Source organism: Serratia nevei, from assembly GCF_024160145.1.
Taxonomy (GTDB): Bacteria; Pseudomonadota; Gammaproteobacteria; order Enterobacterales; family Enterobacteriaceae; genus Serratia; species Serratia nevei_A.
This window is the reverse complement of record NZ_JAMYWQ010000012.1, coordinates 56636-72521: the sequence shown is the minus strand read 5'-3', so window position 1 is coordinate 72521 and position 15886 is coordinate 56636. Positions and strand designations below refer to the sequence as shown.

Genomic DNA, 15886 nt, shown 5'->3' with positions numbered 1-15886 from the left:
GTCGATAACACGAGGTTTTTTATCGGCTGATGACGGTAATGGCAGGATTTGTCGTGCAAAGATAAGACAATGCGGCGTTTCATTGTTTGTCGAGCATAAGGATTAGATTATCTACACAGGATTTAGTGGAGTGAAATATGGCTGAATATGATTCAGAAATCGCCATGGTCAAAGAGCCGGCGGACATTCATTTACGCAGCGTCGATCTTAATTTGCTGACGGTGTTTGACGCCGTGATGCAAATGCAAAATATTACGCGAGCCGCTAATTCGTTAGGGATGTCGCAGCCGGCGGTGAGTAACGCGGTAGCGCGCCTGAAGGTGATGTTCAATGATGAACTGTTCGTGCGCTGCGGGCGTGGGATCCAGCCCACCATGCGGGCCAGGCAGCTGTTCGGGCCGGTGCGGCAGGCGCTGCAACTGGTGCAAAATGAGCTGCCGGGCGCCGAGTTCGAGCCGCTGACCAGCACGCGGATGTTCTCCCTTTCTCTGTGCAGTCCGCTCGATTTGCGTCTGGGTGCCGGGATAATCAATCACGTCAAACAGATCGCGCCGCAGCTTAATCTGCAAATCAAGTCGTACATTAACAATAATATTGAACATCAATTGCGTTATCAGGACGTCGAGTTTGTCATTGGCTACAGCCGTTTCGAATCGGCGGAGTTTCGCAGCCTGGCGATGTTCGACGACGAATTGGTGTTGGCGCTTGCGCAGACGCACCCGAGAATTGGCGAGGAGGCAGCGCCGGAGCAAATACTGGCCGAACAGCATGCAGCGGTTTCCCTGGAAAGTTTTGGATCCTTCAGTAAGCCTTTTTATTTAGAGGAACCGATGCTGCGCGCGGTGACGCAGCAGTGCACGGATCTCTACAGCGTGTTGAAGATGGTGTCGCAAACGGAAATGGTGGCGATTGCGCCCGCCTGGTTAGTACGACAACAGGCGGAGGCGTTGAACATAAAGGCGGTTCCTTTATCTGCCAATGACAATAAAGCCACCTGCTATCTCTCCTGGCATGAATCCTCCGAACGGGATAAGGGACACCAGTGGATGAAATCCGTTCTGATTGAGGCGGGTAACCCAAAATGAAACGGTAAGGGCATGGCGTTATATAAAAACAATATTCAACTGAGTGTTTTTTTCTCATGATAAGAACTAAGAACTATCTGTGTTTTTATTAAGATATTTCTTGGTTTTGCGGCGATAAAATAACTTGTTTTCAGGGTGGGTCTGTTCGTTTTCCAAAAATAATTAATATGAATTTATATTCTGATTTTTACTTTCCGATTGGTATTTTAAACTAATCCGATGCGGCGGCCCGAATGGGCCGCATTTTATTGCCGCCGCCAAACCTTTTCTTTCCCATTCTGTCCAACCTAGGGAAGCGCGCAAGCAGGCCTGAGTTTTGGCTCACACTTCTACGCTGAAATCGCTTTTCCCTCTGCCTGAGAGTAGGTAGACTGCGCAGAAAAAAGTAAACACGTGTAAGCTGAGAAGGCGGCCGCAAGGCGTTGTCTGACTTAACTGTTTGATTCATTTCAGGCTTAGGGCACTATGATCACTAATCTGCTGCAATACCATCTGATCCCTCGTATACAGCATCAAATCACCCACCGAGCCGATCGCACAGCTTTTCGCCAATGGTCGCCCAACGGCGAGTTTCAACTGACTTGGGGAGAGGCCGCCGTCCGCCTTGAACGCATTGCCGCCGGGCTGCTGGCTCTGGGCGCAGAAGTGCAAGAGCGCATCGGCATTTTCGCCAATAACGCCGTGGCCTGGTCGTTGGCCGATCTGGCGATCCTGCACCTGCGTGGCGTCAGCGTCCCCCTTTACGCCACCAACACGCCGGCTCAGGCGGCGTTCGTTATCAACGACGCTGATATCCGCATAGTGTTCGTCGGCGAGCAGGCGCAGTTGGACGCCGCCATCGCGCTGCGCGGCGTCTGCCCACAGCTGAGTCACATTATCGTATTTGATGAGGGCGCCGATCTGCGCGGCTGCGAGATAGCACAACATCTGAGTGCGTTCGAGCGCGCTGCCGATCCGGCGGCTTTCGCCGCTCAACGCCGGCAGCGTATTGAAGAGTGCGACCTGCAGGATCTCTTCACCCTGATCTATACCTCGGGCACTACCGGCGAGCCGAAAGGAGTGATGCTGGACTACCGCAACCTGGCGGCGCAGCTCTATCTGCATGATGAAAGGCTGACGGTCGGCGAAGAAGATGTGTCGCTCAGCTTCCTGCCGCTGTCGCACGTTTTTGAGCGGGCCTGGAGCTTCTTTGTGATGCATTCCGGCGCGCAGAACGTTTTCCTGCCGAACACCGACTGGGTGCGGGAAGCGATGGGGCAGGTCCGCCCGACGCTGATGTGTGCGGTGCCGCGTTTCTACGAGAAGATTTTCAGCGCGGTGCACGAAAAAGTGGCGCGCGCTCCTTGGCTGCGCCGTGCGTTGTTCCACTGGGCGATCGTCTGCGGCGAGCGCAAATTCCTGCAGGAGCGCGCCGGCAAACCGTTGGGCAAAGTGTTCGACTTCACCCACCGCTGGGCCGATAAGCTGGTGTTGAGCAAGCTGCGCGGTATCCTCGGCGGCCGGGTGCGCTTTTTGCCGGCGGCGGGCGCCAAGCTGGACGACAATGTGATCCTGTTTTTCCAGGCGATGGGCGTCAACATCAAGTACGGTTACGGCATGACCGAAACCTGTGCGACCGTCTCCTGCTGGGAAGAGGGGCATTTCCGCTTCGGCTCCATCGGCAAACCGCTGCCGGAGGTCGAGGTGCGCATTGGCGAGGAAAATGAAATCCAGGTGCGCGGGCCGATCGTGATGCGCGGCTATTTCAACAAGCCGTTGGAAACCGCCGCGACCTTTACCGAGGACGGCTGGCTGAAAACCGGCGACGCCGGGGCGATCGATGAAGAGGGCAACCTGTTCATCACCGAACGCCTGAAGGATTTGATGAAAACCTCCGGCGGCAAATATATCGCGCCGCAGATGCTGGAAGGCACGCTGGCGCAGGATCGCTTTATCGAGCAGGTGGCGATCATCGCCGATGCGCGTAAATTCGTTTCCGCGCTGATCGTGCCGTGCTTTGAGTCGCTGGAAGAGTACGCGAAGTCAGTGAACCTGAAATACCAGGATCGCCTGGAGCTGTTGCGCAATGGCCAAATCCTTGAGCTGTTCGAAAAGCGCCTGCGCGAGATGCAAAAGGAGCTGGCGCGCTTCGAACAGGTGAAGAAGTTCACGCTGCTGCCGGCGGCCTTTTCGATGGAGCTGGGGGAGTTGACGCCAACGCTGAAGCTGCGCCGTAAAGTGATCCTGCAGCGCTATCAGCGTGAAATCGACTCGATGTACCAGGAACAGGCCTGACGCCGCCGCCGGGCCATGTGCCCGGCCAAAAAAGCGGCATATCCTTCACCTGATTTAGTTCTGTAATTTCCCGCCTGTTCGAAACAATGCCTAGCCTGACAACCCCGAGGCTAGCGCATTGTTTTTATAAAGCCGCGATCTCCAGCCGCTTGGCAATAACCCCGCTACCGTTAAGCCATTTTGCCGTTTGCCTGCCCCATATTCTGACGTTATGTTAATTCGATAGCGACAACCCATAAAAACTTTGGGGCATTGCCCCGCAGCAGGCGCTACGTTCCGGCGCCAGAGAAGAATAAGCAAGCCTGGAGGCAAACCCATGGAGATGTTGTCAGGAGCCGAGATGGTCGTCCGATCGTTGATCGATCAGGGCGTTAAGCATGTATTCGGCTACCCCGGCGGGGCGGTGCTCGATATCTACGACGCCCTGCATACGGTCGGAGGGATCGATCATATTCTGGTGCGCCACGAGCAGGGGGCGGTGCACATGGCCGACGGCTACGCGCGCGCCACCGGTGAAGTGGGCGTGGTGCTGGTGACCTCCGGCCCCGGCGCCACCAACGCCATTACCGGTATCGCCACCGCCTACATGGACTCGATCCCGATGGTGGTGCTGTCGGGGCAGGTGCCCAGCTCGCTGATCGGCTACGACGCCTTCCAGGAGTGCGATATGGTGGGGATTTCGCGCCCGGTGGTGAAGCACAGCTTCCTGGTAAAACGCACCGAAGACATCCCGGCGGTGTTGAAGAAGGCGTTCTACCTGGCTTCCAGCGGCCGCCCCGGCCCGGTGGTGATCGATCTGCCGAAAGATATCGTCGGCCCGGCGGTGCGGATGCCTTATGCCTACCCGCAGGACGTGAGCATGCGTTCTTATAACCCGACGGTGCAGGGCCACCGCGGGCAGATCAAACGTGCGTTGCAAACCATTCTGGCGGCCAAAAAGCCGGTGATGTACGTCGGCGGCGGCGCGATCAACGCCGGTTGCGAGGCCGAATTGTTGGCGTTGGCGGAGCAGCTGAACCTGCCGGTGACCAGCAGCCTGATGGGGTTGGGCGCATTCCCCGGCACCCATCGCCAGAGCGTCGGCATGCTCGGCATGCACGGCACCTATGAAGCCAACAAAACCATGCACCATGCCGACCTGATCTTCGCCGTCGGCGTGCGTTTCGACGATCGCACCACCAATAACCTTGCTAAATACTGCCCAGACGCCACCGTGCTGCACATCGATATCGATCCGACTTCGATCTCCAAAACGGTGGACGCCGATATTCCGATCGTCGGCGATGCCAGGCAGGTGTTGGTGCAGATGCTGGAGCTGTTGGCACAGGACGAGAAAGCGCAGGATCACGATGCGCTGCGCGACTGGTGGCAGTCTATCGAGCAGTGGCGTGCCCGCGACTGTCTGGGTTACGACAAGCACAGCGGCACCATCAAACCGCAGGCGGTGATCGAAACCCTGCACCGCCTGACCAAAGGCGACGCCTATGTCACCTCGGACGTGGGCCAGCACCAGATGTTCGCCGCGCTCTATTATCCGTTCGACAAACCGCGCCGCTGGATCAACTCCGGCGGCCTCGGCACCATGGGCTTCGGTTTGCCTGCGGCACTGGGCGTCAAGCTGGCGCTGCCTGAGGAAACCGTGGTGTGCGTGACCGGCGACGGCAGCATTCAGATGAACATTCAGGAGCTGTCCACCGCGCTGCAATATAACCTGCCGGTGGTGGTGGTGAACCTCAACAACCGCTATCTGGGCATGGTGAAGCAGTGGCAGGACATGATCTATTCCGGCCGCCACTCGCAGTCCTATATGGATTCTCTGCCGGACTTCGTCAAGCTGGCCGAGGCTTACGGCCATGTCGGCATCGCCATCCGCACGCCGGATGAGCTGGAAAGCAAGCTGGCGCAGGCGCTGGCGGAAAAAGAGCGGCTGGTGTTCGTCGACGTGACCGTCGATGAAACCGAACATGTTTACCCGATGCAGATCCGCGGCGGAAGCATGGACGAAATGTGGCTTAGCAAAACGGAGAGGACCTGATCATGCGCCGTATTTTATCTGTCTTGCTGGAAAACGAATCCGGCGCCTTGTCGCGCGTGGTCGGGCTGTTCTCCCAGCGCGGTTACAACATCGAGAGCCTGACGGTGGCACCGACCGACGATCCGACGCTGTCGCGCATGACTATCCAGACCGTCGGCGACGAGAAAGTGCTGGAGCAGATTGAGAAACAGCTGCACAAGCTGGTGGACGTGCTGCGCGTCAGCGAGCTGGTGCAGGGTGCCCACGTCGAGCGCGAGATCATGCTGGTGAAGCTGCAGGCCAGTGGCTACGGCCGTGAAGAGGTGAAGCGCTGCGCCGACATTTTCCGCGGCCAGATCGTCGATGTGACGGCGACGCTGTACACGGTGCAGCTGGCCGGCACCAGCGACAAACTGGACGCCTTCCTGAGCGCGGTGCGCGAAGTGGCGGAGATCGTCGAAGTGGCCCGTTCCGGGGTAGTCGGCGTGTCGCGCGGCGATAAGATCATGCGCTGATGGTGGTCAGGCGGTGAATAATCGGGGGCGCAGCGTGGCTGCGCCCTTTGTTTTTCGGTATTTTTTGCCCGATTGCTGGCACCTTTCGGCAAAAGCGGTTGCTAGGCAGTGTTTTCTGCTGTTAGATCGCAGAGGCTGGATTGAATAACCGCACGGGATGTCATGGTTAATCCGAGCACAGCCTTCACTTCTATTTTCAGCGTCATTAAGGGGTTAATGTGAAACTGGATGAAATCGCGCGTCTCGCGGGCGTTTCGCGCACGACGGCCAGTTACGTCATCAACGGCAAGGCGAAGCAGTATCGTGTCAGCGATAAAACCGTCGAGAAAGTGATGGCCGTGGTCAGGGAGCATAACTATCACCCGAATGCCGTCGCGGCGGGGCTGCGCGCCGGGCGCACCCGTTCTATCGGTCTGGTGATCCCGGATCTGGAAAATACCAGCTATACCCGCATCGCCAACTACCTGGAGCGGCAGGCGCGCCAGCGTGGTTACCAATTGCTGATCGCCTGTTCCGAAGATCAGCCGGACAATGAAATGCGCTGTATCGAGCACCTGCTGCAGCGCCAGGTGGACGCCATCATCGTCTCCACCGCCTTGCCGCCGGAGCATCCTTTCTATCAACGCTGGGCCAACGATCCGCTGCCGATCATCGCGCTGGACCGCGCGCTGGACCGCGAGCATTTCATCAGCGTCGTCGGGGCCGATCAGGAAGATGCCTTTGCGCTGGCGCAGGAGCTACGCACCTTCCCGGCTGAATCGGTGTTGTATCTGGGCGCCTTGCCGGAGCTTTCGGTGAGCTTCCTGCGTGAGCAGGGCTTCCGCCAGGCCTGGCAAGAGGATCCCCGCCACGTCGATTATCTGTATGCCAACAGCTATGAACGTGAAGCCGCCGGCGCGCTGTTTGCCGAGTGGCTGAAAACGCACCCGATGCCGCAGGCGTTGTTCACCACCTCGTTCTCGCTGTTGCAGGGCGTGATGGACGTGACGCTGAAGCAACGCGGCCGTTTGCCGACCGATCTGGCGATTGCCACCTTCGGCGACCATGAACTGTTGGATTTCCTCGAGTGCCCGGTGCTGGCGGTGGCGCAGCGCCATCGTGACGTGGCCGAGCGCGTGCTGGAGCTGGTGCTGGCCAGCCTGGACGAACCGCGTAAACCTCAGCCGGGGCTGACGCGCATTCGCCGCAATCTGTTCCGCCGCGGCAGCCTGAGCCGCAAATAGTTCGCTCTACAGGAGCCCGCTTTGTCGGGCTCCTGGTTTAGACGTAGCCTGCCACCCGGAACAGCCGCCGGCAATATTCCAGGAAATAGCCATACACTACGCCCATCGCCATGGAGACCAGCGCATTGCTGGTTACCGCCGCCAGCATTTGCTGGCCGTCGGCGCCTACGCTCCACAGAATGGCGGCATAAACCGGTGACTGGAAGCTGACGTAGGCCAGCAGGTCGGCGAGGTTGCGCAGCACGAATTGGCCGCGCGGGCTGCGGCGCGCCGTGCGGATAAACATGTCGCGATAACAGCCGTAAGGCCAGGCGATCAGGATGTTGACCGGGATCGACAGCAGGCGGGAAGAGAGGGATTGCTGGAAGCTCATGCCGGAGATCAACACTTCTATCGCCATACCGGCGATAAAACAGTACACCACCAGCGCGAACGTATCGGCAGCGGCGCTACGCCAGTGGGCGGTGGGAGAAAGCATATGGCATCCTTACTGGGTTAAAATACTGTTAATTTTTTAATTATCAGTTGTTAAGGTTGGCTATTTGCATTTTTTATAGTGTACTAATCTGGGTTTTGTTTTTTAACTAGATTTATATTTTTATTTTTAACATTTGTTCGGTTTTTGTCCCGCAGAACCCGGGAAGATGAGGGGGCAGAGAGATTAAAATCGGTATTTTAAGATAAATCTATTAAAAACATGTGGTTGCGTTTTTTTACGCCGAGCGGGGATTTTTTCCGGCAAAAATTGTGGAAATAAAGGTGTAAGAAAATGAAACCATAATTGTAAACAGGTATTTTGGGAATAATCTTACCAAATTGATTTAAATCGAAATTACTTCTGCTCGTAATATCCGAGCCATTTATTTTTATCGCGGCCGCATCATGGCCGTGCAAATTGAAGTAAAATGGCGCCCGGTTTTACGGTGAATAACGATTGAGCGTTATTAACTCAAGGAGTTATGGCCTTATTCCGCAATCGGTTCGCCAGACGCAGAGCCTTGGCGGGCGCGGCTCGCCAGCGGTTACCGCCCTGAGATTGCCGAGCTGAAAAATGAGACATGGCTTGCAGAAGGAAGTAATGAGTTAATTAATCGCCAGTTTGTCAGGTTTTTAATCAGATTCTTTCCGCTTAGAAAATTCTCTCCGTTTATCATGGTGTTAATTTTTGATTGTCGAATAATCAGCGTTTCTTTCGCGAGCCAGCTCCCAAAATGACCAGAGAAATATTGCCAAAGCGCTGGCGCTCTGGCTTGACAAGGTTTTCATACCCTCCGTAAACTCCATTGTGTGGGAATTTGTGGGGTAAAGTGGTGAAAACGGTCACTAAGGGGTAGCTCAGGAATGTTCCGTGGAGCGACGATGGTCAACCTCGACAGCAAAGGGCGGCTCGCCGTACCTACCCGATATCGGGAATTGCTCAACGAGGAATCGCAAGGCCAAATGGTCTGTACCATTGACCTCCATCAGCCCTGCCTGCTGCTTTATCCTTTGCCCGAATGGGAAATTATTGAACAAAAATTATCACGTCTGTCGAGCATGAATCCTGCCGAGCGCCGCGTTCAGCGCCTGCTGCTGGGGCATGCCAGTGAGTGTCAGATGGATAGTGCCGGTCGTTTGCTGCTCGCCAATACGCTGCGGCAGCACGCCGGGCTCACGAAAGAAGTGATGCTGGTCGGTCAGTTCAACAAGTTTGAACTGTGGGATGAACAGACCTGGTATCAACAAGTCAAGGATGATATTGACGCTGAACAGTCGACTCAGGAACCGTTGTCTGAGCGGCTACAGGACTTGTCGCTATAAGCATGTTGGAAAACTATAAACACACCACCGTCCTGCTGGACGAAGCCGTCAACGGCCTCAACATCCGCAGCAACGGCATATATATCGACGGTACTTTTGGTCGCGGTGGCCATTCTCGTCTGATTCTGTCCCAGCTGGGGCCGGAAGGGCGCTTGCTGGCGATTGACCGTGACCCTCAGGCGATTGCAGCCGCCAAATCTATTGAAGATCCTCGTTTTACCATCGTACACGGCCCATTCTCCGAGTTGTCGCACTATGTGCGGGAACGCGAACTGGTGGGCAAGATCGACGGTGTTCTGCTCGATCTGGGCGTTTCCTCGCCGCAGCTTGACGACGCGGAGCGCGGGTTCTCCTTTATGCGCGACGGCCCGCTGGACATGCGCATGGATCCGTCCACCGGCCTGCCCGCCGCAGAGTGGCTGATGAAAGCCGAAGCGGACGACATCGCCTGGGTGCTGAAAACCTTTGGCGAAGAGCGTTTCGCCAAGCGCATCGCGCGCGCCATCGTGGAAAGAAACTGCGTGGAGCCGATGACACGCACCAAAGAGCTGGCGGATCTGATTGCCGATGCCAGCCCGTTCCGTGAAAAGCACAAGCATCCGGCGACGCGCAGCTTCCAGGCGATCCGTATCTATATCAACAGCGAGCTGGAAGAGATCGAGCGTGCGCTCGACGGCGCGCTGGAAGTGCTGGCCCCACAGGGCCGTTTGTCGATCATCAGTTTCCACTCGCTGGAAGACCGCATCGTCAAACGCTTTATGCGCCACCATAGTCGCGGCGCTCAGGTGCCGGCGGGCATTCCGTTGACCGAAGAGCAACTGCGCAGCATGGGCGGGCGAACGCTGAAAGCGCTGGGCAAAATGATGCCGTCGGAAGCGGAAGTGGCGGACAACCCGCGAGCGCGCAGTTCGGTGCTGCGTATTGCTGAGAGGATGCCCGCGTGATCGGCAACGAACGCCACGGTTTGGTCGGGGTCATTGGCGGCGATTTGCTGCGCAACGCCAAGATCCCCATGATTTTACTGATTGCGTCACTGGTCTCCGCGATTTTCGTGGTGACCACCGCGCACCGCACCCGCCTGCTGACCGCCGAGCGCGAGCAGCTGGTTCTGGAGCGCGATGCGCTGGATATCGAGTGGCGCAACCTGATTTTAGAAGAGAACGCCCTCGGCGATCACAGCCGGGTTGAACGTATCGCGACAGAAAAACTGCAGATGCAACACGTTGATCCATCGCAGGAAAATATCATCGTTAAACAATGAATGGTTTAACCGGAATAATGACACGGAGTAGAAAGGAAACGCATGAAAGCAGCGCGCCCCGGTAAGATGAGACGCCAGGAAGATCAGGCCAGCTTTGTCAGCTGGCGTTTTGCGTTGCTGTGCGGCTGTATTTTGCTGGCGATGGTCGGTCTGATGCTGCGCGTCGCTTACCTGCAGGTCATCAATCCCGATCGTCTGGTGAAAGAAGGCGACATGCGTTCGCTGCGCGTGCAGGAAGTGCCGACCGCGCGCGGCATGATCAGCGATCGCGCCGGCCGCCCGTTGGCGGTCAGCGTGCCGGTCAATGCGGTGTGGGCGGATCCGAAAGAGCTGAACGAGCGCGGCGGCATCACGCTGGACAGCCGTTGGAAAGCGCTTTCCGATGCGCTGAACATCCCGCTGGACCAACTCTCCAACCGCATCAACGCCAACCCGAAAGGGCGCTTCGTTTACCTGGCGCGCCAGGTTAACCCGGCGATCGGCGACTACATCCACAAACTCAAGCTGCCGGGGATCTACCTGCGGCAGGAGTCGCGCCGCTACTACCCGGCGGGGCAGGTGACGTCGCACATCATCGGCGTGACCAACATCGACGGGCAAGGCATCGAAGGCGTCGAGAAGAGCTTCGACCGCTGGCTGACCGGGCAACCGGGCGAGAGAACGGTGCGTAAGGACCGCTTCGGCCGGGTGATCGAAGATATCTCCTCCGTCGACAGCCAGGCGGCGCACAACCTGGTGCTGAGCGTCGATGAACGCCTGCAGGCGCTGGTGTATCGCGAGCTGAACAACGCGGTGGCGTTCAACAAGGCCGAATCGGGCACCGCGGTGCTGATCGACGTGAACACCGGCGAAGTGCTGGCGATGGCCAACAGCCCGTCCTACAACCCGAACAACATGGCCGGTACGCCGAAAGAAACCATGCGTAACCGTGCTATCACCGATATTTTTGAACCCGGTTCAACCGTGAAGCCGATGGTGGTAATGACCGCGCTGCAAAACGGCGTGGTGAGAGAAAACAGCGTGCTGAACACCATCCCGTACCGCATTCAGGGCCACGAGATCAAAGACGTGGCGCGGTACTCGGAGCTGTCATTGACCGGGATCTTGCAGAAGTCGAGTAACGTCGGTGTTTCAAAGCTGGCGTTAGCGATGCCGTCCTCAGCGTTAGTAGATACTTACTCTCGTTTTGGGCTGGGAAAAGCGACCAATTTGGGGCTGGTCGGAGAAAGCAGTGGCATATACCCAAAAAAACAACGGTGGTCTGACATAGAGAGGGCCACCTTCTCTTTCGGCTACGGGCTGATGGTAACTCCGTTACAGTTGGCGCGAGTCTATGCAACGATCGGCAGCCTGGGCGTGTATCGCCCCTTGTCGATCACCAAGGTTGACCCTCCGGTCGCCGGCGAACGCGTTTTCCCTGAACCTCTGGTGCGCACCGTGGTGCACATGATGGAAAGCGTGGCCCTGCCGGGCGGCGGCGGCGTGAAAGCCGCCATCAAGGGATACCGTATCGCCATCAAAACCGGTACCGCGAAAAAAGTGGGCCCGGACGGCAAATACGTCAACCGATACATCGCTTATACCGCCGGCGTCGCGCCGGCAAGTAACCCCCGTTTTGCCCTGGTGGTCGTCATCAACGACCCGCAGGGCGGGAAATACTATGGTGGCGCAATCTCCGCGCCGGTGTTCGGTGCCATCATGGGCGGCGTATTGCGCACCATGAACGTCGAGCCTGACGCGTTGCCTACCGGTGACAAAAGCGAATTAGTGATTAACAAGAAAGAGGGTTCAGGTGGCAGATCGTAATTTGCGCGACTTACTCGCCCCGTGGGTGCCGACGGCACCCGGGCGCGCGCTGCGGGAAATGACATTAGACAGCCGTGTGGCGGCTGCCGGGGATCTGTTTGTCGCCGTTGTCGGCCATCAAACGGATGGACGCCGCTATATTCCGCAGGCCATCGCGCAGGGCGTCGCCGCCGTGATCGCCGAAGCTGACGGTCAGGCCGAAGACGGCGCCATCGTTGAAATGCACGGCGTGCCGGTGATCTATCTGAGCCAACTGAACCAGCGCCTTTCCGCGCTGGCCGGGCGTTTTTACCACCAGCCGGGCGAGCGTCTGCGTCTGGTCGGCGTGACCGGCACCAACGGCAAAACCACCACTACGCAGCTGCTGGCGCAGTGGAGCCAACTGCTGGGCGAAACCAGCGCGGTGATGGGTACCGTCGGCAACGGCCTGCTGGGCCAGGTGTGTCCGACCGAGAATACCACCGGTTCTGCGGTGGATGTTCAACACGTATTAAACGATTTGGCGGAACAGGGCGCGACCTTCGCCGCCATGGAAGTCTCTTCCCACGGTCTGGTGCAACACCGGGTGGCGGCGCTGCCGTTCGCCGCGGCGGTCTTCACCAACCTGAGCCGCGATCACCTGGATTACCACGGTGACATGGCCAATTACGAGGCGGCCAAATGGTCGCTGTTCGCCGCCCACAGCGTGGGGCAGGCGATCATCAACGCCGACGATGAAGTCGGTCAGCGCTGGCTGAGCAAGCTGCCGGATGCGGTAGCGGTGACGATGCAGGGCAACCTGCAGCCGGGCGGCCACGGCCGCTGGCTGAAAACCACGGGGGTCGATTATCACGACAACGGTGCCACCGTTCGTTTCAGCTCCAGCTGGGGTGACGGCGAGATTGAAAGTCGCCTGATGGGCGCGTTCAACGTCAGCAACCTGCTGTTGGCCTTGGCGACGCTGCTGTCGCTGGGCTATCCGCTGGAGGCGCTGGTGGAAACCGGCAGCCGCTTGCAGCCGGTCTGCGGCCGCATGGAAGTGTTTAACGCGCCGGGCAAACCGACGGTGGTGGTGGATTACGCCCACACGCCGGATGCGCTGGAGAAAGCGCTGGAAGCCGCGCGCCTGCACTGCCAGGGGCAGTTGTGGTGCGTGTTCGGCTGCGGCGGCGATCGCGACAAGGGCAAGCGTCCGCTGATGGGTGGCATCGCCGAGCAGTTCGCCGATCGCGTGGTGATCACCGATGACAACCCGCGTACCGAAGAGCCGCGCGCGATCATCAACGACATCCTGACCGGATTGCTGGACGCCGGGCAGGCGCTGGTGATCCACGGCCGCGCCGAAGCGGTGACCAGCGCCATCATGCAGGCGCAGGAACAGGATGTGGTGTTGGTGGCAGGCAAAGGCCACGAAGATTATCAGCTGGTGGGCAACCGTCGCCTGGATTACTCCGACCGCACGACGGTCGCCCGACTGCTGGGGGTGCTGGCATGATCCCTGTCTCTCTTCAGACACTGGCTGAGGTATTGAGCGCTGAACTGATTGGCGCCGATTGCCAAATTGTCGAGGTGACGACAGACACCCGCAAGGTGACCGCCGGTTGCCTGTTTGTGGCGCTGAAAGGCGAGCGTTTCGACGCTCACGACTTTGCGGCGGATGCCGTAGCCGCAGGCGCCGGGGCGCTGCTGGTCAGTAAGCGCTTATTGGTGGACGCGCCGCAGCTGGTGGTGCAAGACACCCGTCTGGCGCTGGGGCAGCTTGGCGCCTGGGTGCGTCAGCAGGTGCCGGCGCGCGTGGTGGCGCTGACCGGTTCCTCGGGCAAGACCTCGGTGAAAGAAATGACCGCCGCCATTCTGCGCGAATGCGGCGAAGTGCTGTATACCGCCGGCAACTTCAATAACGACATCGGCGTGCCGCTGACGCTGTTGCGTCTGGAACCGCAGCATGATTTTGCCGTGATAGAGCTGGGCGCTAACCATATTGGCGAAATCGCTTACACCACCGCATTGACGCGTCCGCAGACCGCTTTGGTGAACAACCTGGCGGCTGCGCACCTGGAAGGCTTCGGCTCGCTGGCCGGCGTCGCCCAGGCGAAAGGTGAAATCTTTACCGGCCTGCCGGCCGACGGCGTGGCGATCATCAACGCCGATAACAACGACTGGCCGCACTGGCAGAGCATGCTGGGCGGCAAAACCGTCTGGCGCTTCTCGCCGCAGGCCGCCGAAGGCGTGGACTTCTTCGCGGGCGACGTACGGGTGAACGGCGCAGGCACGCAGTTCACGCTGCACAGCCCGTTCGGCACCGCCGAGATCGCGCTGCCGCTGCCAGGGCGCCACAACGTGGCCAATGCGCTGGCGGCGACGGCGCTGGCGATGTCGGTGGGCGCCACCCTCGAAGCGGTGCGTCAGGGTCTGAAACAGCTGCAGGCGGTGCCGGGGCGTTTGTTCCCGGTCGCGCTGGCCGAAGGCAAGCTGCTGCTGGACGACAGCTATAACGCCAACGTCGGGTCGATGACCGCGGCGGCGCAGGTGCTGGCAGAGATGCCGGGCTATCGCGTGATGGTGGTCGGCGATATGGCCGAGCTGGGCGCGGAAGCGGAAGAGTGCCACCGTCAGGTGGGCGAAGCCGCCCGTCTGGCCGGCGTCGACAAAGTGATCAGCGTCGGCGGTTTGAGCCGCGTGCTGAGCGAAGCGTCCGGCAACGGCGAACATTATCAGGACAAGACAGCAGTGATCGCGCGCGTGGCGGAATTACTGTCGGAACATGCGGTCATCACCGTGTTAATCAAAGGTTCACGTAGTGCCGCAATGGAGCAGGTAGTACGCGCGTTACAGGAGAAAGCACCATGTTAGTTTGGCTGGCCGAGCATTTGGTCAAATATTACTCAGGCTTCAACGTCTTTTCGTATCTGACGTTCCGGGCCATTGTCAGCCTGTTGACCGCGCTGTTCCTGTCGCTGTGGATGGGCCCGCGGGTGATCAAGCGCCTGCAAGAAATGTCCTTCGGCCAGGTGGTGCGTAACGACGGCCCCGAGTCGCACTTCAGCAAGCGCGGCACGCCGACCATGGGCGGCATCATGATCCTGACCTCCATCACCATTTCGGTGCTGATGTGGGCCTACCCGTCCAACCCGTATGTCTGGTGCGTGCTGTTCGTGCTGGTGGGGTATGGCATCGTCGGCTTCGTCGACGACTACCGCAAGGTGGTGCGTAAGGACACCAAAGGGCTGATCGCCCGCTGGAAGTATTTCTGGCAGTCGGTGATTGCGCTGATTGTCGCATTCGCCATGTACGCCGTAGGAAAAGACACGCCAGCCACCGAGCTGGTTGTGCCGTTCTTTAAGGACGTGATGCCGCAGCTGGGCCTGCTGTATATCCTGCTGGCCTATTTCGTCATCGTCGGTACCAGCAACGCGGTCAACCTGACCGACGGCCTGGACGGCCTGGCTATCATGCCGACGGTGTTCGTGGCGGCCGGCTTTGCGCTGGTGGCCTGGGCGACCGGTAACATGAATTTCGCCAACTACCTGCATATTCCGTATCTGCGTCATGCCGGTGAGTTGGTGATCGTGTGTACCGCCATCGTCGGCGCCGGCCTCGGGTTCCTGTGGTTCAACACTTACCCGGCCCAGGTGTTTATGGGCGACGTCGGTTCGTTGGCGCTGGGCGGCGCGCTGGGCACCATCGCGGTGCTGCTGCGTCAGGAGTTCTTGTTGGTGATCATGGGCGGCGTGTTCGTGGTAGAGACGCTGTCGGTGATCCTGCAGGTGGGATCGTTCAAGCTGCGCGGACAACGCATTTTCCGCATGGCGCCGATTCACCACCACTATGAATTGAAAGGCTGGCCGGAGCCGCGCGTGATCGTGCGCTTCTGGATCATTTCGCTGATGCTGGTGCTGATTGGCCTGGCAACGCTGAAGGTGCGTTAA

13 protein-coding genes are annotated in these 15886 nt (G+C 58.7%); 12 read left to right on the top strand and 1 reads right to left on the bottom strand.

Features of this window, described 5'->3' with window-relative positions; all coding sequences use genetic code 11:
- Nucleotides 1–137 precede the first annotated feature (137 nt).
- The 5 genes from leuO (at nt 138) to cra (ending at nt 7111) form a co-directional block, all read left to right on the top strand.
- Nucleotides 138–1085 (top strand): transcriptional regulator LeuO, encoded by a 948-nt coding sequence (gene leuO, locus M6G53_RS10970; protein ID WP_253331253.1) that lies wholly within the window; start codon nt 138–140, stop codon nt 1083–1085.
- A 465-nt stretch (nt 1086–1550) separates the two neighbouring features.
- The gene (locus M6G53_RS10965; protein ID WP_253331251.1) at nt 1551–3359 is read left to right on the top strand and encodes an AMP-dependent synthetase/ligase; all 1809 of its coding nucleotides are present in this window, start codon (nt 1551–1553) and stop codon (nt 3357–3359) included.
- Nucleotides 3360–3675: 316 nt separating this feature from the next.
- Nucleotides 3676–5394, top strand: coding sequence for an acetolactate synthase 3 large subunit (gene ilvI, locus M6G53_RS10960; protein ID WP_253331249.1), 1719 nt, complete (start codon nt 3676–3678; stop codon nt 5392–5394).
- Nucleotides 5395–5396: 2 nt separating this feature from the next.
- Nucleotides 5397–5888, top strand: a complete 492-nt coding sequence (gene ilvN, locus M6G53_RS10955; protein WP_004932806.1) for an acetolactate synthase small subunit — start codon at nt 5397–5399, stop codon at nt 5886–5888.
- 218 nt (nt 5889–6106) lie between these two features.
- Nucleotides 6107–7111, top strand: a complete 1005-nt coding sequence (gene cra, locus M6G53_RS10950; protein ID WP_253331247.1) for a catabolite repressor/activator — start codon at nt 6107–6109, stop codon at nt 7109–7111.
- Between the two features lie 37 nt (nt 7112–7148).
- Here the strand turns inward: cra and M6G53_RS10945 are convergent, their stop codons facing one another.
- Nucleotides 7149–7589 carry an L-alanine exporter AlaE gene (locus tag M6G53_RS10945; RefSeq protein ID WP_253331245.1) on the bottom strand — a complete coding sequence of 147 codons (441 nt, stop codon included), beginning with the start codon at nt 7587–7589 and terminating at the stop codon, nt 7149–7151.
- An 863-nt stretch (nt 7590–8452) separates the two neighbouring features.
- Here M6G53_RS10945 and mraZ point away from each other — a divergent pair.
- The 7 genes from mraZ to mraY are packed head-to-tail and all read left to right on the top strand — an operon-like array spanning nt 8453 to nt 15886.
- The gene (mraZ, locus tag M6G53_RS10940) at nt 8453–8911 is read left to right on the top strand and encodes a division/cell wall cluster transcriptional repressor MraZ (RefSeq protein WP_025159638.1); all 459 of its coding nucleotides are present in this window, start codon (nt 8453–8455) and stop codon (nt 8909–8911) included.
- Nucleotides 8912–8913: 2 nt separating this feature from the next.
- Nucleotides 8914–9855 (top strand): 16S rRNA (cytosine(1402)-N(4))-methyltransferase RsmH, encoded by a 942-nt coding sequence (gene rsmH, locus M6G53_RS10935; protein ID WP_253331243.1) that lies wholly within the window; start codon nt 8914–8916, stop codon nt 9853–9855.
- The gene (gene ftsL / locus M6G53_RS10930; RefSeq protein WP_033651674.1) at nt 9852–10172 is read left to right on the top strand and encodes a cell division protein FtsL; all 321 of its coding nucleotides are present in this window, start codon (nt 9852–9854) and stop codon (nt 10170–10172) included. Before rsmH ends, ftsL begins: the two co-directional genes overlap by 4 nt.
- 42 nt (nt 10173–10214) lie before the next feature.
- Nucleotides 10215–11978, top strand: a complete 1764-nt coding sequence (locus M6G53_RS10925) for a peptidoglycan glycosyltransferase FtsI (RefSeq protein WP_019455066.1) — start codon at nt 10215–10217, stop codon at nt 11976–11978.
- A complete protein-coding gene (gene murE, locus M6G53_RS10920; protein WP_253331241.1) occupies nt 11965–13452 on the top strand; it encodes a UDP-N-acetylmuramoyl-L-alanyl-D-glutamate--2,6-diaminopimelate ligase in 1488 nt (495 codons plus the stop codon). The genes M6G53_RS10925 and murE overlap by 14 nt, the downstream gene beginning before the upstream one ends.
- Nucleotides 13449–14810, top strand: a complete 1362-nt coding sequence (gene murF, locus M6G53_RS10915; RefSeq protein WP_253331239.1) for a UDP-N-acetylmuramoyl-tripeptide--D-alanyl-D-alanine ligase — start codon at nt 13449–13451, stop codon at nt 14808–14810. The genes murE and murF overlap by 4 nt, the downstream gene beginning before the upstream one ends.
- Nucleotides 14804–15886: a phospho-N-acetylmuramoyl-pentapeptide-transferase gene (gene mraY / locus M6G53_RS10910; RefSeq protein ID WP_004932782.1), complete on the top strand. Its 1083-nt coding sequence runs from the start codon at nt 14804–14806 to the stop codon at nt 15884–15886. Before murF ends, mraY begins: the two co-directional genes overlap by 7 nt.

Bases quoted from the DNA above. Each gene is read 5' to 3' on its own strand.
- M6G53_RS10965 (WP_253331251.1), top strand. From the start codon at position 1,551: ATGATCACTAATCTGCTGCAATACCATCTGATCCCTCGTATACAGCAT.
- rsmH (WP_253331243.1), top strand. From the start codon at position 8,914: ATGTTGGAAAACTATAAACACACCACCGTCCTGCTGGACGAAGCCGTC.
- mraZ (WP_025159638.1), top strand. From the start codon at position 8,453: ATGTTCCGTGGAGCGACGATGGTCAACCTCGACAGCAAAGGGCGGCTC.
- mraY (WP_004932782.1), top strand. From the start codon at position 14,804: ATGTTAGTTTGGCTGGCCGAGCATTTGGTCAAATATTACTCAGGCTTC.
- murF (WP_253331239.1), top strand. From the start codon at position 13,449: ATGATCCCTGTCTCTCTTCAGACACTGGCTGAGGTATTGAGCGCTGAA.
- ilvI (WP_253331249.1), top strand. From the start codon at position 3,676: ATGGAGATGTTGTCAGGAGCCGAGATGGTCGTCCGATCGTTGATCGAT.
- M6G53_RS10945 (WP_253331245.1), bottom strand. From the start codon at position 7,589: ATGCTTTCTCCCACCGCCCACTGGCGTAGCGCCGCTGCCGATACGTTC.
- leuO (WP_253331253.1), top strand. From the start codon at position 138: ATGGCTGAATATGATTCAGAAATCGCCATGGTCAAAGAGCCGGCGGAC.
- ilvN (WP_004932806.1), top strand. From the start codon at position 5,397: ATGCGCCGTATTTTATCTGTCTTGCTGGAAAACGAATCCGGCGCCTTG.
- M6G53_RS10925 (WP_019455066.1), top strand. From the start codon at position 10,215: ATGAAAGCAGCGCGCCCCGGTAAGATGAGACGCCAGGAAGATCAGGCC.